The 15,645-nt window shown below is 67.0% G+C and carries 15 protein-coding genes and 1 pseudogene; 14 read left to right on the top strand and 2 right to left on the bottom strand.

All coding sequences use genetic code 11. The annotated features are described in order from the left end of the window. The first annotated feature begins 307 nt into the window (after window positions 1–307). The 4 genes and pseudogenes from CFB43_RS20230 to CFB43_RS37840 form a co-directional block, all read left to right on the top strand. Complete coding sequence (locus tag CFB43_RS20230) at window positions 308–2,260, top strand: Xaa-Pro dipeptidyl-peptidase (RefSeq protein ID WP_089496303.1); 1,953 nt, start codon at window positions 308–310, stop codon at window positions 2,258–2,260. 265 nt (window positions 2,261–2,525) lie between these two features. Next, window positions 2,526–3,488, top strand: a complete 963-nt coding sequence (locus CFB43_RS20225) for an SAM-dependent methyltransferase (RefSeq protein ID WP_089496302.1) — start codon at window positions 2,526–2,528, stop codon at window positions 3,486–3,488. 45 nt (window positions 3,489–3,533) lie between these two features. Then, window positions 3,534–4,637 carry a terpene synthase family protein gene (locus CFB43_RS20220; RefSeq protein WP_089496301.1) on the top strand — a complete coding sequence of 368 codons (1,104 nt, stop codon included), beginning with the start codon at window positions 3,534–3,536 and terminating at the stop codon, window positions 4,635–4,637. A 270-nt stretch (window positions 4,638–4,907) separates the two neighbouring features. After that, window positions 4,908–5,048: pseudogene (locus CFB43_RS37840) on the top strand (CocE/NonD family hydrolase C-terminal non-catalytic domain-containing protein); the annotation flags it as partial. Window positions 5,049–5,184: 136 nt separating this feature from the next. Here the strand turns inward: CFB43_RS37840 and CFB43_RS20215 are convergent. Further along, window positions 5,185–6,093 carry a LysR family transcriptional regulator gene (locus tag CFB43_RS20215; protein WP_089496300.1) on the bottom strand — a complete coding sequence of 303 codons (909 nt, stop codon included), beginning with the start codon at window positions 6,091–6,093 and terminating at the stop codon, window positions 5,185–5,187. A 143-nt stretch (window positions 6,094–6,236) separates the two neighbouring features. Between CFB43_RS20215 and CFB43_RS20210 the strand changes: the two genes are divergently transcribed. The 3 genes from CFB43_RS20210 (at window position 6,237) to CFB43_RS20200 (ending at window position 8,957) form a co-directional block, all read left to right on the top strand. Then, window positions 6,237–7,358 carry an alkene reductase gene (locus CFB43_RS20210; protein ID WP_089496299.1) on the top strand — a complete coding sequence of 374 codons (1,122 nt, stop codon included), beginning with the start codon at window positions 6,237–6,239 and terminating at the stop codon, window positions 7,356–7,358. Between the two features lie 74 nt (window positions 7,359–7,432). Next, on the top strand, window positions 7,433–7,873 hold the full coding sequence (locus tag CFB43_RS20205; RefSeq protein ID WP_089496298.1) for a DoxX family protein: 441 nt from the start codon (window positions 7,433–7,435) through the stop codon (window positions 7,871–7,873). A gap of 76 nt (window positions 7,874–7,949) precedes the next feature. Then, entirely contained in the window at window positions 7,950–8,957 is a 1,008-nt protein-coding gene (locus tag CFB43_RS20200; RefSeq protein WP_089496297.1) for a quinone oxidoreductase family protein, read from the top strand. 96 nt (window positions 8,958–9,053) lie between these two features. Here the strand turns inward: CFB43_RS20200 and CFB43_RS20195 are convergent, their stop codons facing one another. Then, window positions 9,054–9,983, bottom strand: coding sequence for a 2-hydroxyacid dehydrogenase (locus tag CFB43_RS20195; RefSeq protein WP_089496296.1), 930 nt, complete (start codon window positions 9,981–9,983; stop codon window positions 9,054–9,056). Between the two features lie 166 nt (window positions 9,984–10,149). On the opposite strand from CFB43_RS20195, the gene osmF reads away from it, so the two are divergent. The 7 genes from osmF (at window position 10,150) to CFB43_RS20160 (ending at window position 15,641) form a co-directional block, all read left to right on the top strand. After that, window positions 10,150–11,073 carry a glycine betaine ABC transporter substrate-binding protein OsmF gene (osmF, locus tag CFB43_RS20190; RefSeq protein WP_089496295.1) on the top strand — a complete coding sequence of 308 codons (924 nt, stop codon included), beginning with the start codon at window positions 10,150–10,152 and terminating at the stop codon, window positions 11,071–11,073. After that, on the top strand, window positions 11,070–12,248 hold the full coding sequence (locus CFB43_RS20185) for an ABC transporter permease (RefSeq protein WP_089496294.1): 1,179 nt from the start codon (window positions 11,070–11,072) through the stop codon (window positions 12,246–12,248). The genes osmF and CFB43_RS20185 overlap by 4 nt, the downstream gene beginning before the upstream one ends. Beyond that, on the top strand, window positions 12,245–13,183 hold the full coding sequence (locus tag CFB43_RS20180) for an ABC transporter ATP-binding protein (RefSeq protein WP_089496293.1): 939 nt from the start codon (window positions 12,245–12,247) through the stop codon (window positions 13,181–13,183). Before CFB43_RS20185 ends, CFB43_RS20180 begins: the two co-directional genes overlap by 4 nt. Further along, window positions 13,180–13,947, top strand: a complete 768-nt coding sequence (locus CFB43_RS20175; RefSeq protein ID WP_089433157.1) for an ABC transporter permease — start codon at window positions 13,180–13,182, stop codon at window positions 13,945–13,947. Before CFB43_RS20180 ends, CFB43_RS20175 begins: the two co-directional genes overlap by 4 nt. A 33-nt stretch (window positions 13,948–13,980) precedes the next feature. After that, entirely contained in the window at window positions 13,981–14,376 is a 396-nt protein-coding gene (gene arr, locus CFB43_RS20170) for an NAD(+)--rifampin ADP-ribosyltransferase (protein WP_089496292.1), read from the top strand. Window positions 14,377–14,534: 158 nt separating this feature from the next. Then, window positions 14,535–15,218 (top strand): lytic transglycosylase domain-containing protein, encoded by a 684-nt coding sequence (locus CFB43_RS20165; protein WP_089496291.1) that lies wholly within the window; start codon window positions 14,535–14,537, stop codon window positions 15,216–15,218. Between the two features lie 21 nt (window positions 15,219–15,239). Then, the gene (locus CFB43_RS20160; RefSeq protein ID WP_089496290.1) at window positions 15,240–15,641 is read left to right on the top strand and encodes a lysozyme inhibitor LprI family protein; all 402 of its coding nucleotides are present in this window, start codon (window positions 15,240–15,242) and stop codon (window positions 15,639–15,641) included. The last annotated feature ends 4 nt before the right edge of the window (window positions 15,642–15,645 follow it).

The raw sequence follows: 15,645 nt of genomic DNA, 5'->3' as shown, positions 1-15,645 counted from the left end.
GGAAGATCGGGCATGCCCGCATTTGATTCGCACTCCTGTATTCACTTCGTGCCGCCGGCCTCGCTTCGACCGGGCGGCCCGAATCGGCCGCCGCGCTGACGCTTTGCGGTCGAGGCGATGCAATCGCCCCGACGCTCGCCGGGTCGCGCGATGCGTGACGCGCGTCGACACCGGCCGTGGCACCCGGGCCTCGCGCCCGGCGCTTTCGAAGGTGCAGTTCCGTTTCATCCGATGCAGCACCCGGCCGGGCCGCAGGGGGCATATCGCGTGCCGACCGGTTCCAGACAATCACAACAAGAGGTCGACAATGGACATTCATCGAACCGGATTGCGTCGCGCGTGGCTTCCCGCGCTCGTTGCGGCCGCAACGCTCGCCGCGTGCGGCGGCGACGACGGCGGCAGCGTGGCGGGCGTCTCCGCGCTCGCGCAGGGCCAACAGGAGGAGGTCGCCGCCGCGGCCGACAAGCAGTCGCTCGCGTCACGCATTTCGCCGTCGGGCGTGCCGTACGCCAATCCGGCCAGCGGCGGCCGCTACCGGCCCGTGATCACGAACGGCCAGGTGCAGCCGTCGCTGTCGGGCGGCACGATCGAGGAGAACGCGTGGGTCGACACGCCGGTCGACTCCGACGGCGACGGCACGCGCGACCGCATCCACGTGCGCATCGTGCGCCCGACCGAAACCGCGAACGGCGCGCGCACGCCTGTCATCGTGCTCGCGAGCCCGTACTACGCGGGCCTCGCCGACAGCCCCGACCACAACGTCGACGTCGAACTCGACGGCACGCCGCATCCGGTCGCCACGGCGGCCACGGCAGCGACCGGCGCCTCCGCGCGCATCATGGCCGCCGCGCCGCAGGTGCGGATGCTGCAGCAGGTCGAGGCGGCCGCCGCCGGGCGCTCGTGGATCGAGGGCTACTTCATTCCGCGCGGCTTCACGATCGTCTACGCGGATTCGCTCGGCACGGCCGGCTCGGACGGCTGCCCGACGATCCTCACCCGCGACGAATCGGTCGCGATGGCCTCGGTGATCCGCTGGCTCGGCCGCGACGCGACCGCGAAGGACGCGAACGGCAAGACGGTCGTCGCGAACTGGTCGACGGGCCACGTCGGCATGTACGGGGTGTCGTACGACGGCACGCTGCCGAAGATGGTCGCGAGCCTGCGCACGCGCGGGCTCGACGCGATCGTGCCGGTCGCCGGGCTGACGAACATGTACGGCTACTACCGCTCGGGCGGCCTCGTGCGTGCGCCGGAAGGCTATCAGGGCGAGGACGTCGACGTGTACATCAAGGCGCTGCTGACGAACGCGCATCCGGAGCGCTGCACGCACCTGATCGACGAAGCGCTGCAGCAGGAAGACCGCAAGACCGGCGACTATTCGCCGTTCTGGGCCGCGCGCGATATTCCCACCCCGTACGCGGTCGCGCCGGCGCTCGTCGCGCAGGGGCTCACCGACGACAACGTGCGGGTCGACCAGTCGACGCTGTGGCATCTCGCGATGCGGCGCCAGGGCGTGCCGACGCAGCTGTGGCTGCATCGCCTGAAGCACACCGACCCGACCCGCGTGCCGGCGATGGCCGAGGCGTGGACCGCGGAAGTGAACCGCTGGTTCACGCGCTACCTGATCGGTTTCGACAACGGCGTCGAACGCGATCCGCGCGCGGTGATCGAGCAGGCGGACGGCACGCTGCTGAAGGAAGCGGACTGGGCCGCACGCCACGCCACGCCGGTCACGTACTTCGCGGGCGGCGACGGCGCGGGCACCGGCACGCTGCTGCGACTGCCGACCGGCGGCCCGCTCGCACGCTTCACCGACGATGCACGCATCACCGCGCTCACGCTGGCGAACGCGCCGACGGGCGAGAACCGCAGCCGCTTCGAAACCGCGCCGCTCACGGCCGCGACACGCCTGTCCGGTTCGGCGACCGCGCGCGTCAGGCTGACCTTCACGGCCGTGGCCAACGTGACGGCCCTGCTGGTCGATCGCGCGCCGGACGGCACGGCGACGATCGTCACGCGGGCGTGGACCGATCCGCGCAACCGCGTGTCGGAGTGGGTCTCGCAGCCGGTTCTGCCCGGCATGCCGTACGACCTGAAGCTGACGTTCATGCCGCGTGACTACAAGCTGGAAGCCGGCCACCGGCTGGGGCTCGTCGTGCTGTCGAGCGACAACGAGGCGACGCTGCGGCCGACACCGGGCACCGGGCTGACGCTCGATCCGGCCGGTACGTCGGTGACGGTGCCGCTGGCTTCGTCCTGAGCGGGCATGCCCGTACTGAAGCCATCCCGGGACGCCAGCGCACCGGCGTCCCGGGATAGCTTCATTCATTCGGTTCCATTTCCCGATTCTTATGGAAACGGAAGCAACGGCTCTTTAAAACAAGAATTCCACGCTTCATAAATCAATTACATTATTGAATCGAAATCAGAAACAATCTGATATCGCTTGACATCGATTCCCCGCCGGCTAGATTTAAAAATCAATAATCCGGACATTTGTAGCCGGTCGCTGCGGGGGAACGGCAATGAACAACCTGATCACCGGTACAACCGCAGCATCCGCGTCACCATTGAACGATCGGCGTAACCCGCCATTCGCGGCAATTCGGGGCCGAGAGCGAAACGATTACGAATCCCGGGTCGTGGAGGCCTACCAGGACGACCCGGTGAACTGGAGCAAGGCCATCGGCGATCGCCTCTGGTTCCAGTTCGGCGTCTTTGACCATCCCCAATCGCCGAGGCCGGTCGATCTCGACGAATCCGGCCTCAGGTATTTCGAACGGCAATTGAAGATCGCCGGTCTGGAGACGCCAGGGCGCCAGCCGATCAACCGGGTACTCGATATCGGATGCGGATGGGGAACCGTGCTGCGCGATCTATCCGAGCGGTTTCCCGACTGCCATCGCCTGGACGGCATCAACATCAGCAGCCGCCAGCTCGAATATTGCGCCGAGGTAAACGCCGCGCGGCGATTGTCCGACAGGATCAACCTGTTCCAGTGCAATGCGCTGGACATCGACCTGCTGCCGGATGTCGACCAGCCCTACGACCTCGTGATCATGCGCGGTGTGATCTCCCATTTCCCCTATGATCTCTTCGAAATCGTGATGGCGAAATTGCGTCAGCGGCTGGGCGCAAACGGGACAGTCATCGTTTCGGATAACTTATATAACGTCGACCTCTCCGAATACCGTTCCGATACGCCCGACCTGGTCGACAGGCTCGCATGCAAGTATCGCAAGACCCCCGCGTACCTGCGCCAGGTATTCGAGCAAAGCGGCTTCCGCGTCCAGGACATGCAGGTCCTGCCGAACCGGACAGACGCGACGCGATGGTTGTTGAACGTTCAGGACAACATCGAGCGCCATTTCCCGACGGGCGCGGTCGGCGCGCTGGAGGAACTCCGCGTGATGTGCGAAAGCCTGGCCGTCGCCATCGTGAAGCATCAGGTTTCCATCTATAGCTTCGTGCTCAAGCACGGTCGATGAAGGCCGCCCGTTCCCGCCGCCGGACATCAAGCCCGAGAACCCGCCATGACAGATATTCCCAACTTCGTCCGCAACCTGCCTGGCCTGCCGAAGCCCGGGGAGACAATCTTCCATCCGGACTTCCATCTGCAGTTGAAACCCATGTGGCATCCGCACCATGACGAGGCGGAACGCCGGATCGCGCTCACGGACAGCCCGTACATCCTGGCCTACTACGGCAGCCAGAAGGCCGTCGAACATTATCTGGCGCAAAGCATGCCGTCATTCGGCGGCCTGTGCTATCCGCACACCCTGAACGACAGGATCTACGATCTGGAACGGATGATGAGCATCACCACGCTGATCGACGACACCATCACCAACCCCGCGATGCTGGAGCAGGCGCACAAGCGCTCGACATTGCGCCAGCACTATTTCGATGCAATCGCCGGCATTCGCCCGCCCGACACCGCGCCCATCGCGCAATTGCTGTACGAGGGGCTCTTGCCCGTCAAGACACATCTGGCGTCGAAACCGCGTGTCTGGAAACGCATGGAGGACGCGCTGCATACGCTGATCATCAGGCAGACGGATCCGCTGGCCCTGAAGATGGACGAACTCACATTCGACGCCTACCTCGAGATGCGGCGCATCGACAACTACGGGGAATGGGCAGCCATCATGACGGAGTACGCCATCGACGTCGACATGACCGAGCACCTGGTGGCCGACCGCTCGCTGGCGGAAATGAGAACGGCCGCCATCGATTCGATTACGCTGGTCAACGACCCGTATTCATTCCGAAAGGAAATTCATATCGCCGATTCGGTCAACTCGGTCTGGCTGCTGATGTACAGGGAGGGCCTGAAACTCCAGGATGCGCTGAACAAGCTGGCAACGCTGGTTGCGGAGAACGAGCGCAATCTGATGGCAGCGCGCGATCGCGTCCTTGCCGGCCCGCTCGGGAATCGGGCGGATGTGCGCGCCTACGTGACCGAGCTCGAGCATCTGGCGTCCGGCAATGCGGAATTTCACGCGATCAGCACGCGCTACCATGGCCGGGATTTCAAAGGGAAACGGTTCATTTCCGGTGAGGTGACCATTCGGCCGCTCCCCTCCACGGATGAAGTCGCGGCGGCCGATCTGGCCGGTGTCCGTCCCGCGAATTGAGGCAACCGGATCGGCCACGCAAACGCATCGATACGGTCGAAACAACGGCAAACGGACATGCTTCGCGCTGTCGCGAACACCCGCGCGCGCAATAGCGAGCCGCATGCCTCGCGCCGTTGGTCTGCCGGCATGACCACATCCTCACGGGCCGGTCATCTCAATCTGCGGCACGTATCCGGCCAATCGCCGGACGCTAAGGAGTGAAATGCTGTTTCATGCAGATCGTTATTTCGGCGCTTGATTGGCCGCCGCGACGCAATTTTTTTCATCTTCTTGCTGGAAGCCGGCCACCGGCTGGGGCTCGTCGTGCTGTCGAGCGACAACGAGGCGACGCTGTGGCCGACACCGGGCACCGGGCTGACGCTCGATCCGGCCGGTACGTCGGTGACGGTGCCGCTGGCTTCGTCCTGAGCGGGCATACGCCGCGCGGAACGCGCTTCCGCCGGCGTGCGTCGCTGACACGGCCGAGCGTCCGGCCAGCCTTCAATCGTCGCGGATTGCAAGGCTGGCCGGGCGGCCTGCCCGGCCGGCCGCCGCCGGGCATGGGTCAGGCCCGCCGGCCATTCGGATCGCCCTGACGACTCAAATAATCGATCAGCCACTGCGCGGCGGGACCGCTCGCGCGATCGGCACGCCGGATCAGCGATAGTCCGTATCGGAACGTGCGCCGGTCGGCCAGTTGCACCGGCACGAGACGGCCCGACTGCAGATCGTCCTCGATCAGATGCATCGGCATCGATCCCCAGCCCAGCCCGGCGAGCAGCAACCGATGTTTCGCGCCAAGGTCGGCCACCTTCCAGGTGCGGGTCGCATGGATTCCGAACGATTGCCCGTCGGTGACCTTGCTGCGGTCGGTGAGCACGATCTGCGTATGTTCGCGCGCCTCCGAGAGCGGAATCGGCAGGTCGCGCAACCCGAGCGGATGCATGGGCGCCGCAACGGTCAGCAACTCGATCGCCCCCATCGAGGTCGCGTCGATCGCATCCGGCCAGTTCGGAATCGGGCCGCTGATGCCGAGCGCACAGCCGCCGTCGAGCACCAGCTTCATGACGCCGCCGAGCGCTTCGATCGCCAGGTTGAGTGCGACGGTCGGGAACGCCTCGGCAAACGCCTGCATGCCTTCGACCAGCTTCGGCAACGGAAACATCACGTCGACGGCCAGCGACAGCTCGGCTTCCACGCCGCCCCGCAAACCGGCCGTCTTCGCCTGCAACTGCCCCATCAGCATGTCGAGCCGACGCGCATCGGCGAGCACGACCTCGCCGGCCGCCGTCAGCTGCGGACGGCGTCTGCCGCGTTCGAACAACGGCATGCCCAGCTGTGCCTCGAGGCTGGCGACCGCATAACTCACCACCGATTGCGCCCTGCCGAGCCGACGCGCCGCCCCTGAAAAGCTGCCTGCCTCGACGACGGCGACGAACGCACGAAGCTGATCCAGATTGGGGCTGCGATCCACGATCTATCCAGAAAATTGATTTTAACGATCCATTCTAGCCAATTGTTTGGATCGAAACGATCCCCTACATTCCTGTCACGCCATGTCGATCGCGGCTTCCCCGCGTCGACAATCCCCCGTCAATGTCACAGGAACATGGAACCATGACGACCGACCGCTTTCTCTCGCCGCCCCGGGCGCCTGCGCGTCCGACGCTGTTCGACCCGATCGGACTCGGGCGCATCACGCTCAGGAATCGCATCGTAATGGCGCCGATGACGCGCAGCCGTGCCGGTGCCGGCGACGCGCCCGGCCCGATGAACGCGACCTACTACGCACAACGGGCCTCGGCCGGCCTGATCGTCACCGAGGGCGCGCAGATCTCGCCACAGGGCAAGGGCTATCCGTTCACGCCGGGCATCTACAGCGACGCGCAGATCGCGGGCTGGAAACAGGTGACCGACGCGGTGCACCGTGAAGGCGGCCGCATTTTCGTGCAACTGGCCCATGTCGGCCGCATCGGTCACCCGGACCTGCAGCCGGACGGCGCACGACCGGTCGCGCCGTCGCCGATCCGGCCCGACGGCGACGCGTATACGCCGACCGGCCCGCAGCCGTACCCGGTACCGCGCGCGCTCGAAACCGCCGAATTGCCCGCCATCGTCGATCAATACGTGCTGGCCGCTCGTGCCGCATTGCAGGCCGGGTTCGACGGCGTGGAGATCCACGCCGGCAACGGCTATCTGCTTGACCAGTTCCTGCGCGACGGCACGAACCGCCGGACCGACGACTACGGCGGCACGATCGACAACCGGCTTCGTCTGCCGCTCGAGATCGTGCGCGCAGTCGGCCTCGTTTCAGGCCCCGATCGATTAGGGATCCGTATCTCTCCGGTCACGCCGCATTTCGGTGGAATCGCGGATAGCGATCCGCAAACGCTGTTCGAGCAATTCGCCAACCGGCTGAGCGGCCTCGCGGTCTATCTCCATGTCGTCGAAGGCGTCCCCCAGGCCGCACCGGACGCGGTGCCCGCATTCGACTACGGCGCGCTCAAGCGCGCGTTCGGCGGGCGTTACATCGCGAACAACGGCTATACGAAAGCACGCGCGGAAACGGCGCTTTCCACGGGCCACGCCGATCTCGTGTCGTTCGGCTACCCGTTCATCGCGAACCCGGATCTTGCCGAACGCTTCCGGCACGACCGGCCGCTCGCGCATGCGGACATGTCCATGGCCTATGGCGGCGGCGAAGCCGGCTATACCGACTACCCGCCGTTCCGCGCATGAGCGCGGCCCCGAACCCGAACCGCTGAACACGGCGGCGGATCGCCGATCCGCCGCCTCACGAACGAGGACTCACCATGATTCGATCGATCAACCGCACCCTGTACCGAACCGCTACGCAGGCGCCCGCCGTCAACGCCATCCTGTCCGTCCTGGTGCGCACCCTCATCGCCGGCGTCTACGTCGGCGCGGGCATCAGCAAGATCTTCAACTACGCAGGCACCGAGCAATACATGGCGCACATGGGCGTACCGGGGGCACTGCTGCCGCTCGTGATCTTCGTCGAGGTCGCCGGCGGCCTCGCGTTGATCGCCGGCTTCATGACGCGACTCGCCGCGCTTGGGCTCGCGATCTTTTCGGTCATCGCCGCGGTGATCTTCCATAGCGGCGGCGACCAGACGCAGCAGACCTTCTTCATGATGAACCTGTCGATGACGGGCGGCCTGCTCGCGCTCGTGCTGAATGGCGCGGGCCGCGCCTCGTTCGATCGCGGCGATCGAACGTCCCTGCCGGAGTGATCCGGCCGACGCCGCGTCCTGCCCGACACCTCACACACCCCGGGGGCAACGCCCCCGCATCCAGCGAGATTTTCCCGTGAATACCATGAATGCCATTCAGATCGATCGTTTCGGCGCTCCGTCCGTACTCCGTCCGGTCGTGATCGAGCGCCCGACACCGGCTCCCGACGAAGTCCTCGTGCGCGTGACGCGCATCGGACTGAATTTCGCGGAAACGCTGCAACGCGCCGGTACCTATCCGGGCCCGGCGCCGACTTTGCCGGCGATATTGGGATCGGAAACGGTCGGCACCGTCGAAGCCGTAGGCGCGAACGTGCGGGACTTCCGCGTCGGCGATCGCGTGGCCGCGGCGCTGTTCGGTGCAACGAGCGGAACCGGCGGGTATGCCGAATATGTGACGGTACGCGCTCCGCTGATCGTCGCGATTCCCGACGCCGTTTCGGACGACGACGCCGTCGCGGTCATGCTGCAGGGGCTGGTCGCCCGCATGCTGCTGCGCGAGACGCCGGTGGCCGCACGATCCGTCGCCATCACCGCCGCTGCCGGCGGCGTCGGTTCCATGCTCATCCAGCTGGCGAGACTCGACGGTGCCAGGACGATCGTCGGCCTGGCCGGTTCCACGGAGAAGCTATCGACGGTGCGGGCGCTCGGTGCCGATCAGGCCGTGAGCTATCGCGACGACGCGTGGGTCGATCGACTGGGCGCCGCAACCTGCGGCACGGGCCCCGACGTCGTGTTCGATTCGATCGGTGGCGCCGTGGCCCGCACGCTGGCGTCCAGCCTTGCGCCGCAAGGTCGTTTCGTCGCCTATGGCGCGGCAAGCGGCCAGTTGCTCGCAGTCGACGACAGCCTGATGAACGCGCTCATCTTCGGCTGCCGCTCGCTGTCGGGTTTCGCGTTGCATGCGTTCCTCGCCGATCACGTCGTCCAACAAACGCTCGGCGAGTTGTTCGGCCTGCTGGCCACCGGTGCGCTGAAGCCGCTGATCGGGGGCAGCTATGCGCTCGACGCGATCGTCGACGCGCATGCGGCGCTCGAGTCGGGCGGCACGACCGGCAAGCTCGTGCTGCGTATCGATCGATAGCGCTGCGCATCCGCCCTCGACCGTTGCGTGGCGCCTCTCATGCCGACATCGATCCCGGACGAAACGGTGAACGGCGAATCATCGTCCCGGCGCCGCTCACACCGGCGTCAACACCGGCCGCCCTGAAAAGTGCCGCTCGGCATTGTCGATGAACTGCCGCACCGACCGATCGAGCGCCTCGGGCGACCAACCGCCCATGTGCGGCGTCAGCACGACGCTGTCGAGCTCCGTCAGCGCGCGCGGCGGCTCGGGTTCGCCTTCGTACACGTCGAGCCCCGCGCCCGCGATGCGTCCTTCACGCAACGCGTCCGCCAAAGCAGCGGTATCGACAACGCTGCCGCGTGACACGTTGACGACGAACCCGCCAGGGCCGAGCGCGTCGAGCACCGCGCGATCGATCAGGTGCCGCGTACCCGCGCCGCCCGGCGTTGCGACGATCAGGAAATCGGCCCACTGCGCGAGCGTGTCGACGCGGTCGAAATAGCGGTAAGGGACGTCCTTCTGCGACCGGTTGTGATAACCGATCTCGATGTCGAAGCCGGCCGCGCGGCGCGCGCACTTCTCGCCGATCTTGCCGAGCCCGACGATGCCGAGCTTCTTGCCCGACACGTTCGGCGGCATCGCCAGGCCGTCGCGCCACACGCCCGCACGGGTTTTCGCATCGAGCTGCACGACGTTGCGCACGGTCGCGAGCAGCAGCGCGAACGCATGATCGGCGACGCAATCGTCGTTGGTGCCGGCGCCCGTGACCACGGTCACGCCGCGCGCTTTGGCATGCGCGACATCGATGTGCTCGTAGCCGGCGCCGAGCGCGCTGACGAACGTGAGCTGCGGAAGACGATCGATCTCGGCGGCGGTGAGCCCCGTGCTGCCATTGGTCAGCACCGCGCGTATCGTGCCGCCGTGTTCGGCGATCGCACGTTCGCGTGCGTCGGATGTCGGGGCGTAGCGCACGTCGAACGACGCGGCGATCTCGCGATGCGCGTCGCCGCGCAATGCGATGAGAACCAGCAACTCGGGCTTCATGTCAGGAAGTGTCGGCAAGGCGGGAACGGATTCAGTGTAACAAGCCTGCCACACGGATGCGGGTAATCCCCACATGCGCTGTGGGCACGCCGCCGCACGCGGTTTGCCAAAGCCCGCTCAGTCAAGTAACTTTCGGCGTACGCCCCCGTCCTGGAGATTGGCCCGTATGAAGCTCGCCCTGCCCGCCCGGATCCTGGGCCTCGCGTTCGCCGCCGCCCTCGTCGCGCCCGGCGCGCATGCCGACACGCCCGTCGTGGTGTCGTCGAAGATCGACACCGAAGGCAACCTGCTCGGCAACCTCATCGCGCAGGTGCTGAAGGCCCACGGCATCCCCGTCACCGAAAAGATCGCGCTCGGCACCACGCCGATCGTGCGCAAGGCGCTCACGAGCGGCGAGATCGACGTCTACCCCGAATACACCGGCAATGCCGCGTTCTTCTTCAACAAGGCGGACGATCCGCTGTGGAAGAACGCGAGCCAGGGCTACGACACCGCGAAGCAACTCGACTACGCGGCGAACCATCTCGTCTGGCTCACCCCGGCGCCCGCGAACAACACGTGGGGCGTCGCCGTGCTCGCACCGGTCGCGCAGTCGCAGCACCTGAAGACCTTCTCCGATTTCGGCAAGTGGGTGGCCGGCGGCGGCAAGGTGAAGCTCGCGGCGTCGGCCGAATTCGTGAACAGCGCGTCGGCGCTGCCGTCGTTCGAGAAGGCGTACGGCTTCAAGCTGAAGCCCGACCAGCTCGTCGTGCTGTCCGGCGGCGACACGGCCGCAACCATCAAGGCCGCCGCGAACCAGACCGACGGCGTGAATGCCGCGATGGTCTACGGCACCGACGGCGGAATCTCGTCGAGCGGCCTCGCGGTGCTCGACGACGACAAGCACGTGCAGCCCGTCTATGCCCCCGCGCCGGTGATCCGCGAAGCCGTGCTGAAAGCGCATCCGCAGATCGCCGACTACCTGAAGCCCGTGTTCGCGAGCCTCGACCTGAAGACGCTGCAGACGCTGAACGCGCGCATCCAGATCAACGGCGAACCGGCCGCCGGCGTCGCGAAAAGCTACCTGAAAGCGAAGGGCTTCGTTAAATGACGGGTCGCGCGGCAGCGTCCGCGCGGCGCATCACGGCGGACAAGGTCGGCATCCTGATCGGGGTCCTGACGATCGTCGCCGTGCTCGGCCTGCCGTTCGCGGTGCTGCGGCCGAACCGCATCGCGGCCGGCACCGACCTGTCGGTGTTCGCCGCGCTGCCGGCCCTGCAGGGCGCCGGGCTCGCCGCGCTGTGGATCGTCGGCGCGCTGTGGGCGATGACGGCCAGCCGCCCCGCGTGGCGCCTCATGGCCGGCTGCGCGTGGCTCGCCACGCTCGCGTACGCGGTCGGCGCGGCCGCGACGCACGTCGTCGCGCCTGACGACACGCTCGCCCGCGTATCGCCCTCCTCCGGCGTCTGGCTGCTGCTGTTCGCGTGGGCCGTGCTCGTCGCGGATGCGCTCGCACGGCTCGCATTCGGCCCGTGGCGGCGCCTCGCCGCGCTCGTCGTCGCGATAGCAGCGATTTCGGTGCCGCTCGCGAGCGGCTGGTGGGACGGCCTCTCCGTGATGCGCGAATACGCGGTGCGCAGCGACGACTTCTGGATCGAGGCGATCCGGCACGTGTCGCTCGCCGGTGGCTCGGTGGCCGCCGCGCTCGTCGCGGGCGTGCCGCTCGGCATCGCCTGCGCGCGCATCGCGGCGGTGCGTACCGTCGCGATGCCCGTGCTCAATATCGTGCAGACGATCCCCAGCATCGCGATGTACGGGCTGATGATGGCGCCGCTCGGTTTGCTCGCCGCCCACGTGCCGCTCGCGGCCGCGCTCGGCATCCGCGGCATCGGCGTCGCACCGGCCGTGCTTGCGCTGTTCCTGTATTCGCTGCTGCCGATCGCGTCGAGCGTCGTGGTCGGGCTCGGCCAGGTGCCGCCGCGCGTGACCGAAGCGGCGCGCGCGATGGGCATGACGCGCGCGCAGCGGCTGCTGCGCGTCGATCTCGTGCTCGCGCTGCCCGTGATCCTGAGCGGCGTGCGCATCGTGCTCGTGCAGAACATCGGGCTGACCGCGGTCGCCGCGCTGATCGGCGGCGGCGGCTTCGGCACCTTCATCTTCCAGGGGATCGGGCAATCGGCCGCCGATCTCGTGCTGCTCGGCGCGATCCCGACGATCGCGCTCGCGCTGGTGGCGGCCGTCATATTCGAAGCCGCGACCACGCTCGCGAAGGGGCGTGCAGGATGATCGAGATCGAACGTGCGGGCAAACGCTTCGGCGATATCGTCGCCGTCGACGACGTCTCGCTGACGATCGAGCGCGGCACGATCACCGCGCTCGTCGGTGCATCGGGCAGCGGCAAGTCGACGCTGCTGCGCATGATCAACCGGCTGATCGCGCCCACCAGCGGCACGATCCGCATCGACGGCGTCGATACGGCCACCGTGGCGCCCGAGCAGCTTCGCCGCGGCATCGGCTATGCGATCCAGGGGCACGGGCTGTTTCCGCACTGGAGCGTCGCGCGCAACATCGCGACCGTGCCGCGCCTGCTCGGCTGGCCGGCCGATCGCATCGACTCGCGCGTGAACGAATTGCTCGACCTGTTCCATCTCCCGCCGGCCGAGTTCGCGGGCAAGCTGCCGCACGAACTGTCGGGCGGCCAGCAGCAGCGCGTCGGCGTCGCGCGCGCGCTCGCGGCCGAGCCCGCGATGCTGCTGATGGACGAGCCATTCGGCGCGCTCGACCCGATCATCCGCAACAAGGCGCAGGACGACCTGTTTGCCTTGCAGCGCCGCCTCGGCATCACCGTCGTGATCGTCACGCACGATATCGAGGAAGCGCTGAAGCTCGGCGACACGATCGCGGTCATGGACGGCGGCCGGCTGCTGCAGGTCGCAACGCCGGCCGAGATTCTCGGCAAGCCGGCAGCCGGCGTCGTCGAACAGCTGGTCGCCGGCGTCGACCGGCCGCTGCGCCTGCTCGCGCTGACGCCGATCGACGCGGTGGCCGAACCCGGTCATGCCGACGGCGAACCGATCGCCGCGACGCGCACGCTGCGCGATGCGGTGTCGGAGCTGCTGTGGCGCGGTGTCGATGTGCTTCCAGTGGAAGATGGCGACGGCCGCAACAAGCGCCGCATCACGCTCGATGCGATCCGTGCGCACGCAAGGAAGCCCGCATGACGACGCACGGCAGCACGCGGCCCGGGCGGTCGGCACTTCCCGCCTACCTCGCACGCGCGGCCGCGCTCGCACTGCTGCTCGTGCTGCTGTTGCGACCCGCCTGGCTGCAAGGCTTGTTCGCGCCGTTCGCCGACAACGGCGCGCCAGTGATCTACGATCGCGCGAGCCTGCTCGACCTCACGCTCGCGCATCTCGGCACGGTCGCGTTGTCGAGCGTGATCGGCACGATCGTCGCGGTCGCGGCCGGTATCGCGGTCACGCGGCCGTGGGGCGCGGATTTCCTGCCGGTCGCGCGCAGCGTCGTCGACATCGGCCAGACCTTCCCGCCCGTCGCGGTGCTCGCGCTCGCGGTGCCGGCCGTCGGCTTCGGCCTGAAGCCCGTGCTGATCGCGCTCGTGCTGTATGGGCTGCTGCCCGTGTTCGAAAGCACGATCGCGGGGCTCGAGGACGTGCCGCGCGACGTCGTCGATGCCGCGCGCGGGATGGGGATGAGCGGCTGGCAGCAACTCGTGTCGGTCGAGCTGCCGCTCGCGTTTCCGGTGATCGTCAACGGCGTGCGGCTCGCGGTCGTGATCAATCTCGGCACCGCGACGATCGGCTCGACGGTCGCCGCGCGCGGGCTCGGCGACGTCATCATCGCGGGGCTGCAGACGTCGAATACCGCGTTCGTGCTGCAGGGCGGCGTGATCGTCGGGCTGCTCGCGGTGCTCGTCAGCGATGCGATCGGCGCGATTGCACGGGTGGCGGCCGCACGGCGCGCGTAGAAGCCGTTGCGCGATTTTTAGAAGGGGGAAACCATGACCGTTTCGGATACCGGCCCGTTTTTTCATGGCACGAAAGCGGATTTGCGGATCGGCGACTTGCTGACGGCAGGCTTCCGATCGAATTATCGCGACGACGTCGTGATGAATCACATCTACTTCACGGCTTTGCCCAAAGGCGCCGGCCTGGCGGCGGAAATGGCCAAAGGCGACGGCCGGCCGCGGGTCTATATCGTCGAACCCACCGGCGAATTCGAAAACGACCCGAACGTCACGGACAAGAAATTCCCGGGCAATCCGACGCGATCGTATCGAAGCACATCGCCTTTGAAGATCGTCGGCGAACTCGATCGCTGGGAACCCTACGATCCGGCGTTCATCCAGCAGCTCAGAATCCGCATCGAAACCGGCACCGGCGAGATCATCAACTAGCGTTCGTCCGGACTCCGATGCGTGTCCGTGCAACGATCGGCGCCTCGATCGGCCCGCCGCGACACAAGCCTACATGCCGCTTTCATTCGAACCGGCACTCGACCACCGGTCGCGATTGGCCGATATACTAGGCGCCTTCCCATTCCCCGCACTCCACCATGCGACGGTTTCTCTGGCTGATCGTGCTTTCGCTCGGCATCGCGCAACAGGCGTCGGCGCAGCAAGCGCCCGCACTGCCTGCGTCCGCGCCCGAAGCAGCCGCATCGGCGCCGTCCGTCGCATCCGCGCCGCTCGCCGACGCCAACGATCAGCCGAACGAAGCAAACCGCCGCATCACGTCCTACCTGACGAAGAAGTTCGGCGTCGCGAAGGAACGGGCCGCGAAGCTCGCCGATATCGTGAGCGTCACTGCGACGAAATATTCACTGCCTCCCGCACTCGTTTACGCCATTATTTCGATCGAATCTCGCTTCCAGGAAAAGGCGCGCGGCCAGCATGGCGCGACCGGGCTGATGCAGGTCGTGCCGACCGCGCACCGCGGCCTGGTGCGCAACGTGAAGGACCTGACCGACCCGAACGCGAACGTCGAAGTCGGCTCCGCGATCCTGTCGGGCTACGTGAGGGCGGCCGGTGGCGACGTGCGGGCCGGACTGAGGAGCTACAGCGGCGGTTCGAACGCGTATGCGGCGAAGGTGATGCAGCGCGTCGATTCGTTCCGCTTCGTGCTTGAACCTGACGACGATGCGAAAGCCTCAAGTCCTGCGAATTCCGCGAACGATGCGAAGGCCCGCATGGTGCCGGTCAGCGAAAAGACGAGCCCGACGTCGGCCCGCGGCAACTAGTCCCCCCTTCGTTCGACGCGCATGCGCCACGCCCCCCGCTTCCTTGCCGTCGCCGCGCTGGCGATCGGCCACACCACCGCGTTTGCCGCCGTCGATTGCGAGAAACACGCGCTGACGATGAACGACGTACGGACCTGCGTACTCGGTCAGAACGATCAGGCCGTCGAGCGCGCATACCGGTCGCTCGAGCACAAGCTCAAGCAGCGCAACCCCGATGCCGCCAGCGCGCTCGCGAAGTCGCAGGCAAGCTGGACCCGCTTCGCCGACGACACCTGCGACTACGTGAAAGCCGCCAATCCGCAGCAGATGATCCCGGAAGACGCGCGGATGAACTGCTGGGTCGATTTCAGCCAGGCGCGCGTGCGCATCCTGAAGAAATGGGAAGCGCAGCTGGACGCACCGTCGCCGCCGGCGCAGAACTGAACGA

Origin of the sequence: Burkholderia sp. AU15512, assembly GCF_002223325.1 — a bacterium.
Classification (GTDB): domain Bacteria; phylum Pseudomonadota; class Gammaproteobacteria; order Burkholderiales; family Burkholderiaceae; genus Burkholderia.
Note: the sequence above shows the minus strand (reverse complement) of the source record. Positions and strands in the feature narration are given on the sequence as shown.

Excerpts from the sequence above, each read along its gene's own strand:
- CFB43_RS20195 (WP_089496296.1), bottom strand. The coding sequence starts at position 9,983 with ATGAAGCCCGAGTTGCTGGTTCTCATCGCATTGCGCGGCGACGCGCAT.
- arr (WP_089496292.1), top strand. The coding sequence starts at position 13,981 with ATGACCGTTTCGGATACCGGCCCGTTTTTTCATGGCACGAAAGCGGAT.
- CFB43_RS20225 (WP_089496302.1), top strand. The coding sequence starts at position 2,526 with ATGAACAACCTGATCACCGGTACAACCGCAGCATCCGCGTCACCATTG.
- osmF (WP_089496295.1), top strand. The coding sequence starts at position 10,150 with ATGAAGCTCGCCCTGCCCGCCCGGATCCTGGGCCTCGCGTTCGCCGCC.
- CFB43_RS20185 (WP_089496294.1), top strand. The coding sequence starts at position 11,070 with ATGACGGGTCGCGCGGCAGCGTCCGCGCGGCGCATCACGGCGGACAAG.
- CFB43_RS20160 (WP_089496290.1), top strand. The coding sequence starts at position 15,240 with ATGCGCCACGCCCCCCGCTTCCTTGCCGTCGCCGCGCTGGCGATCGGC.
- CFB43_RS20205 (WP_089496298.1), top strand. The coding sequence starts at position 7,433 with ATGATTCGATCGATCAACCGCACCCTGTACCGAACCGCTACGCAGGCG.
- CFB43_RS20220 (WP_089496301.1), top strand. The coding sequence starts at position 3,534 with ATGACAGATATTCCCAACTTCGTCCGCAACCTGCCTGGCCTGCCGAAG.
- CFB43_RS20165 (WP_089496291.1), top strand. The coding sequence starts at position 14,535 with ATGCGACGGTTTCTCTGGCTGATCGTGCTTTCGCTCGGCATCGCGCAA.
- CFB43_RS20210 (WP_089496299.1), top strand. The coding sequence starts at position 6,237 with ATGACGACCGACCGCTTTCTCTCGCCGCCCCGGGCGCCTGCGCGTCCG.
- CFB43_RS20180 (WP_089496293.1), top strand. The coding sequence starts at position 12,245 with ATGATCGAGATCGAACGTGCGGGCAAACGCTTCGGCGATATCGTCGCC.
- CFB43_RS20175 (WP_089433157.1), top strand. The coding sequence starts at position 13,180 with ATGACGACGCACGGCAGCACGCGGCCCGGGCGGTCGGCACTTCCCGCC.
- CFB43_RS20230 (WP_089496303.1), top strand. The coding sequence starts at position 308 with ATGGACATTCATCGAACCGGATTGCGTCGCGCGTGGCTTCCCGCGCTC.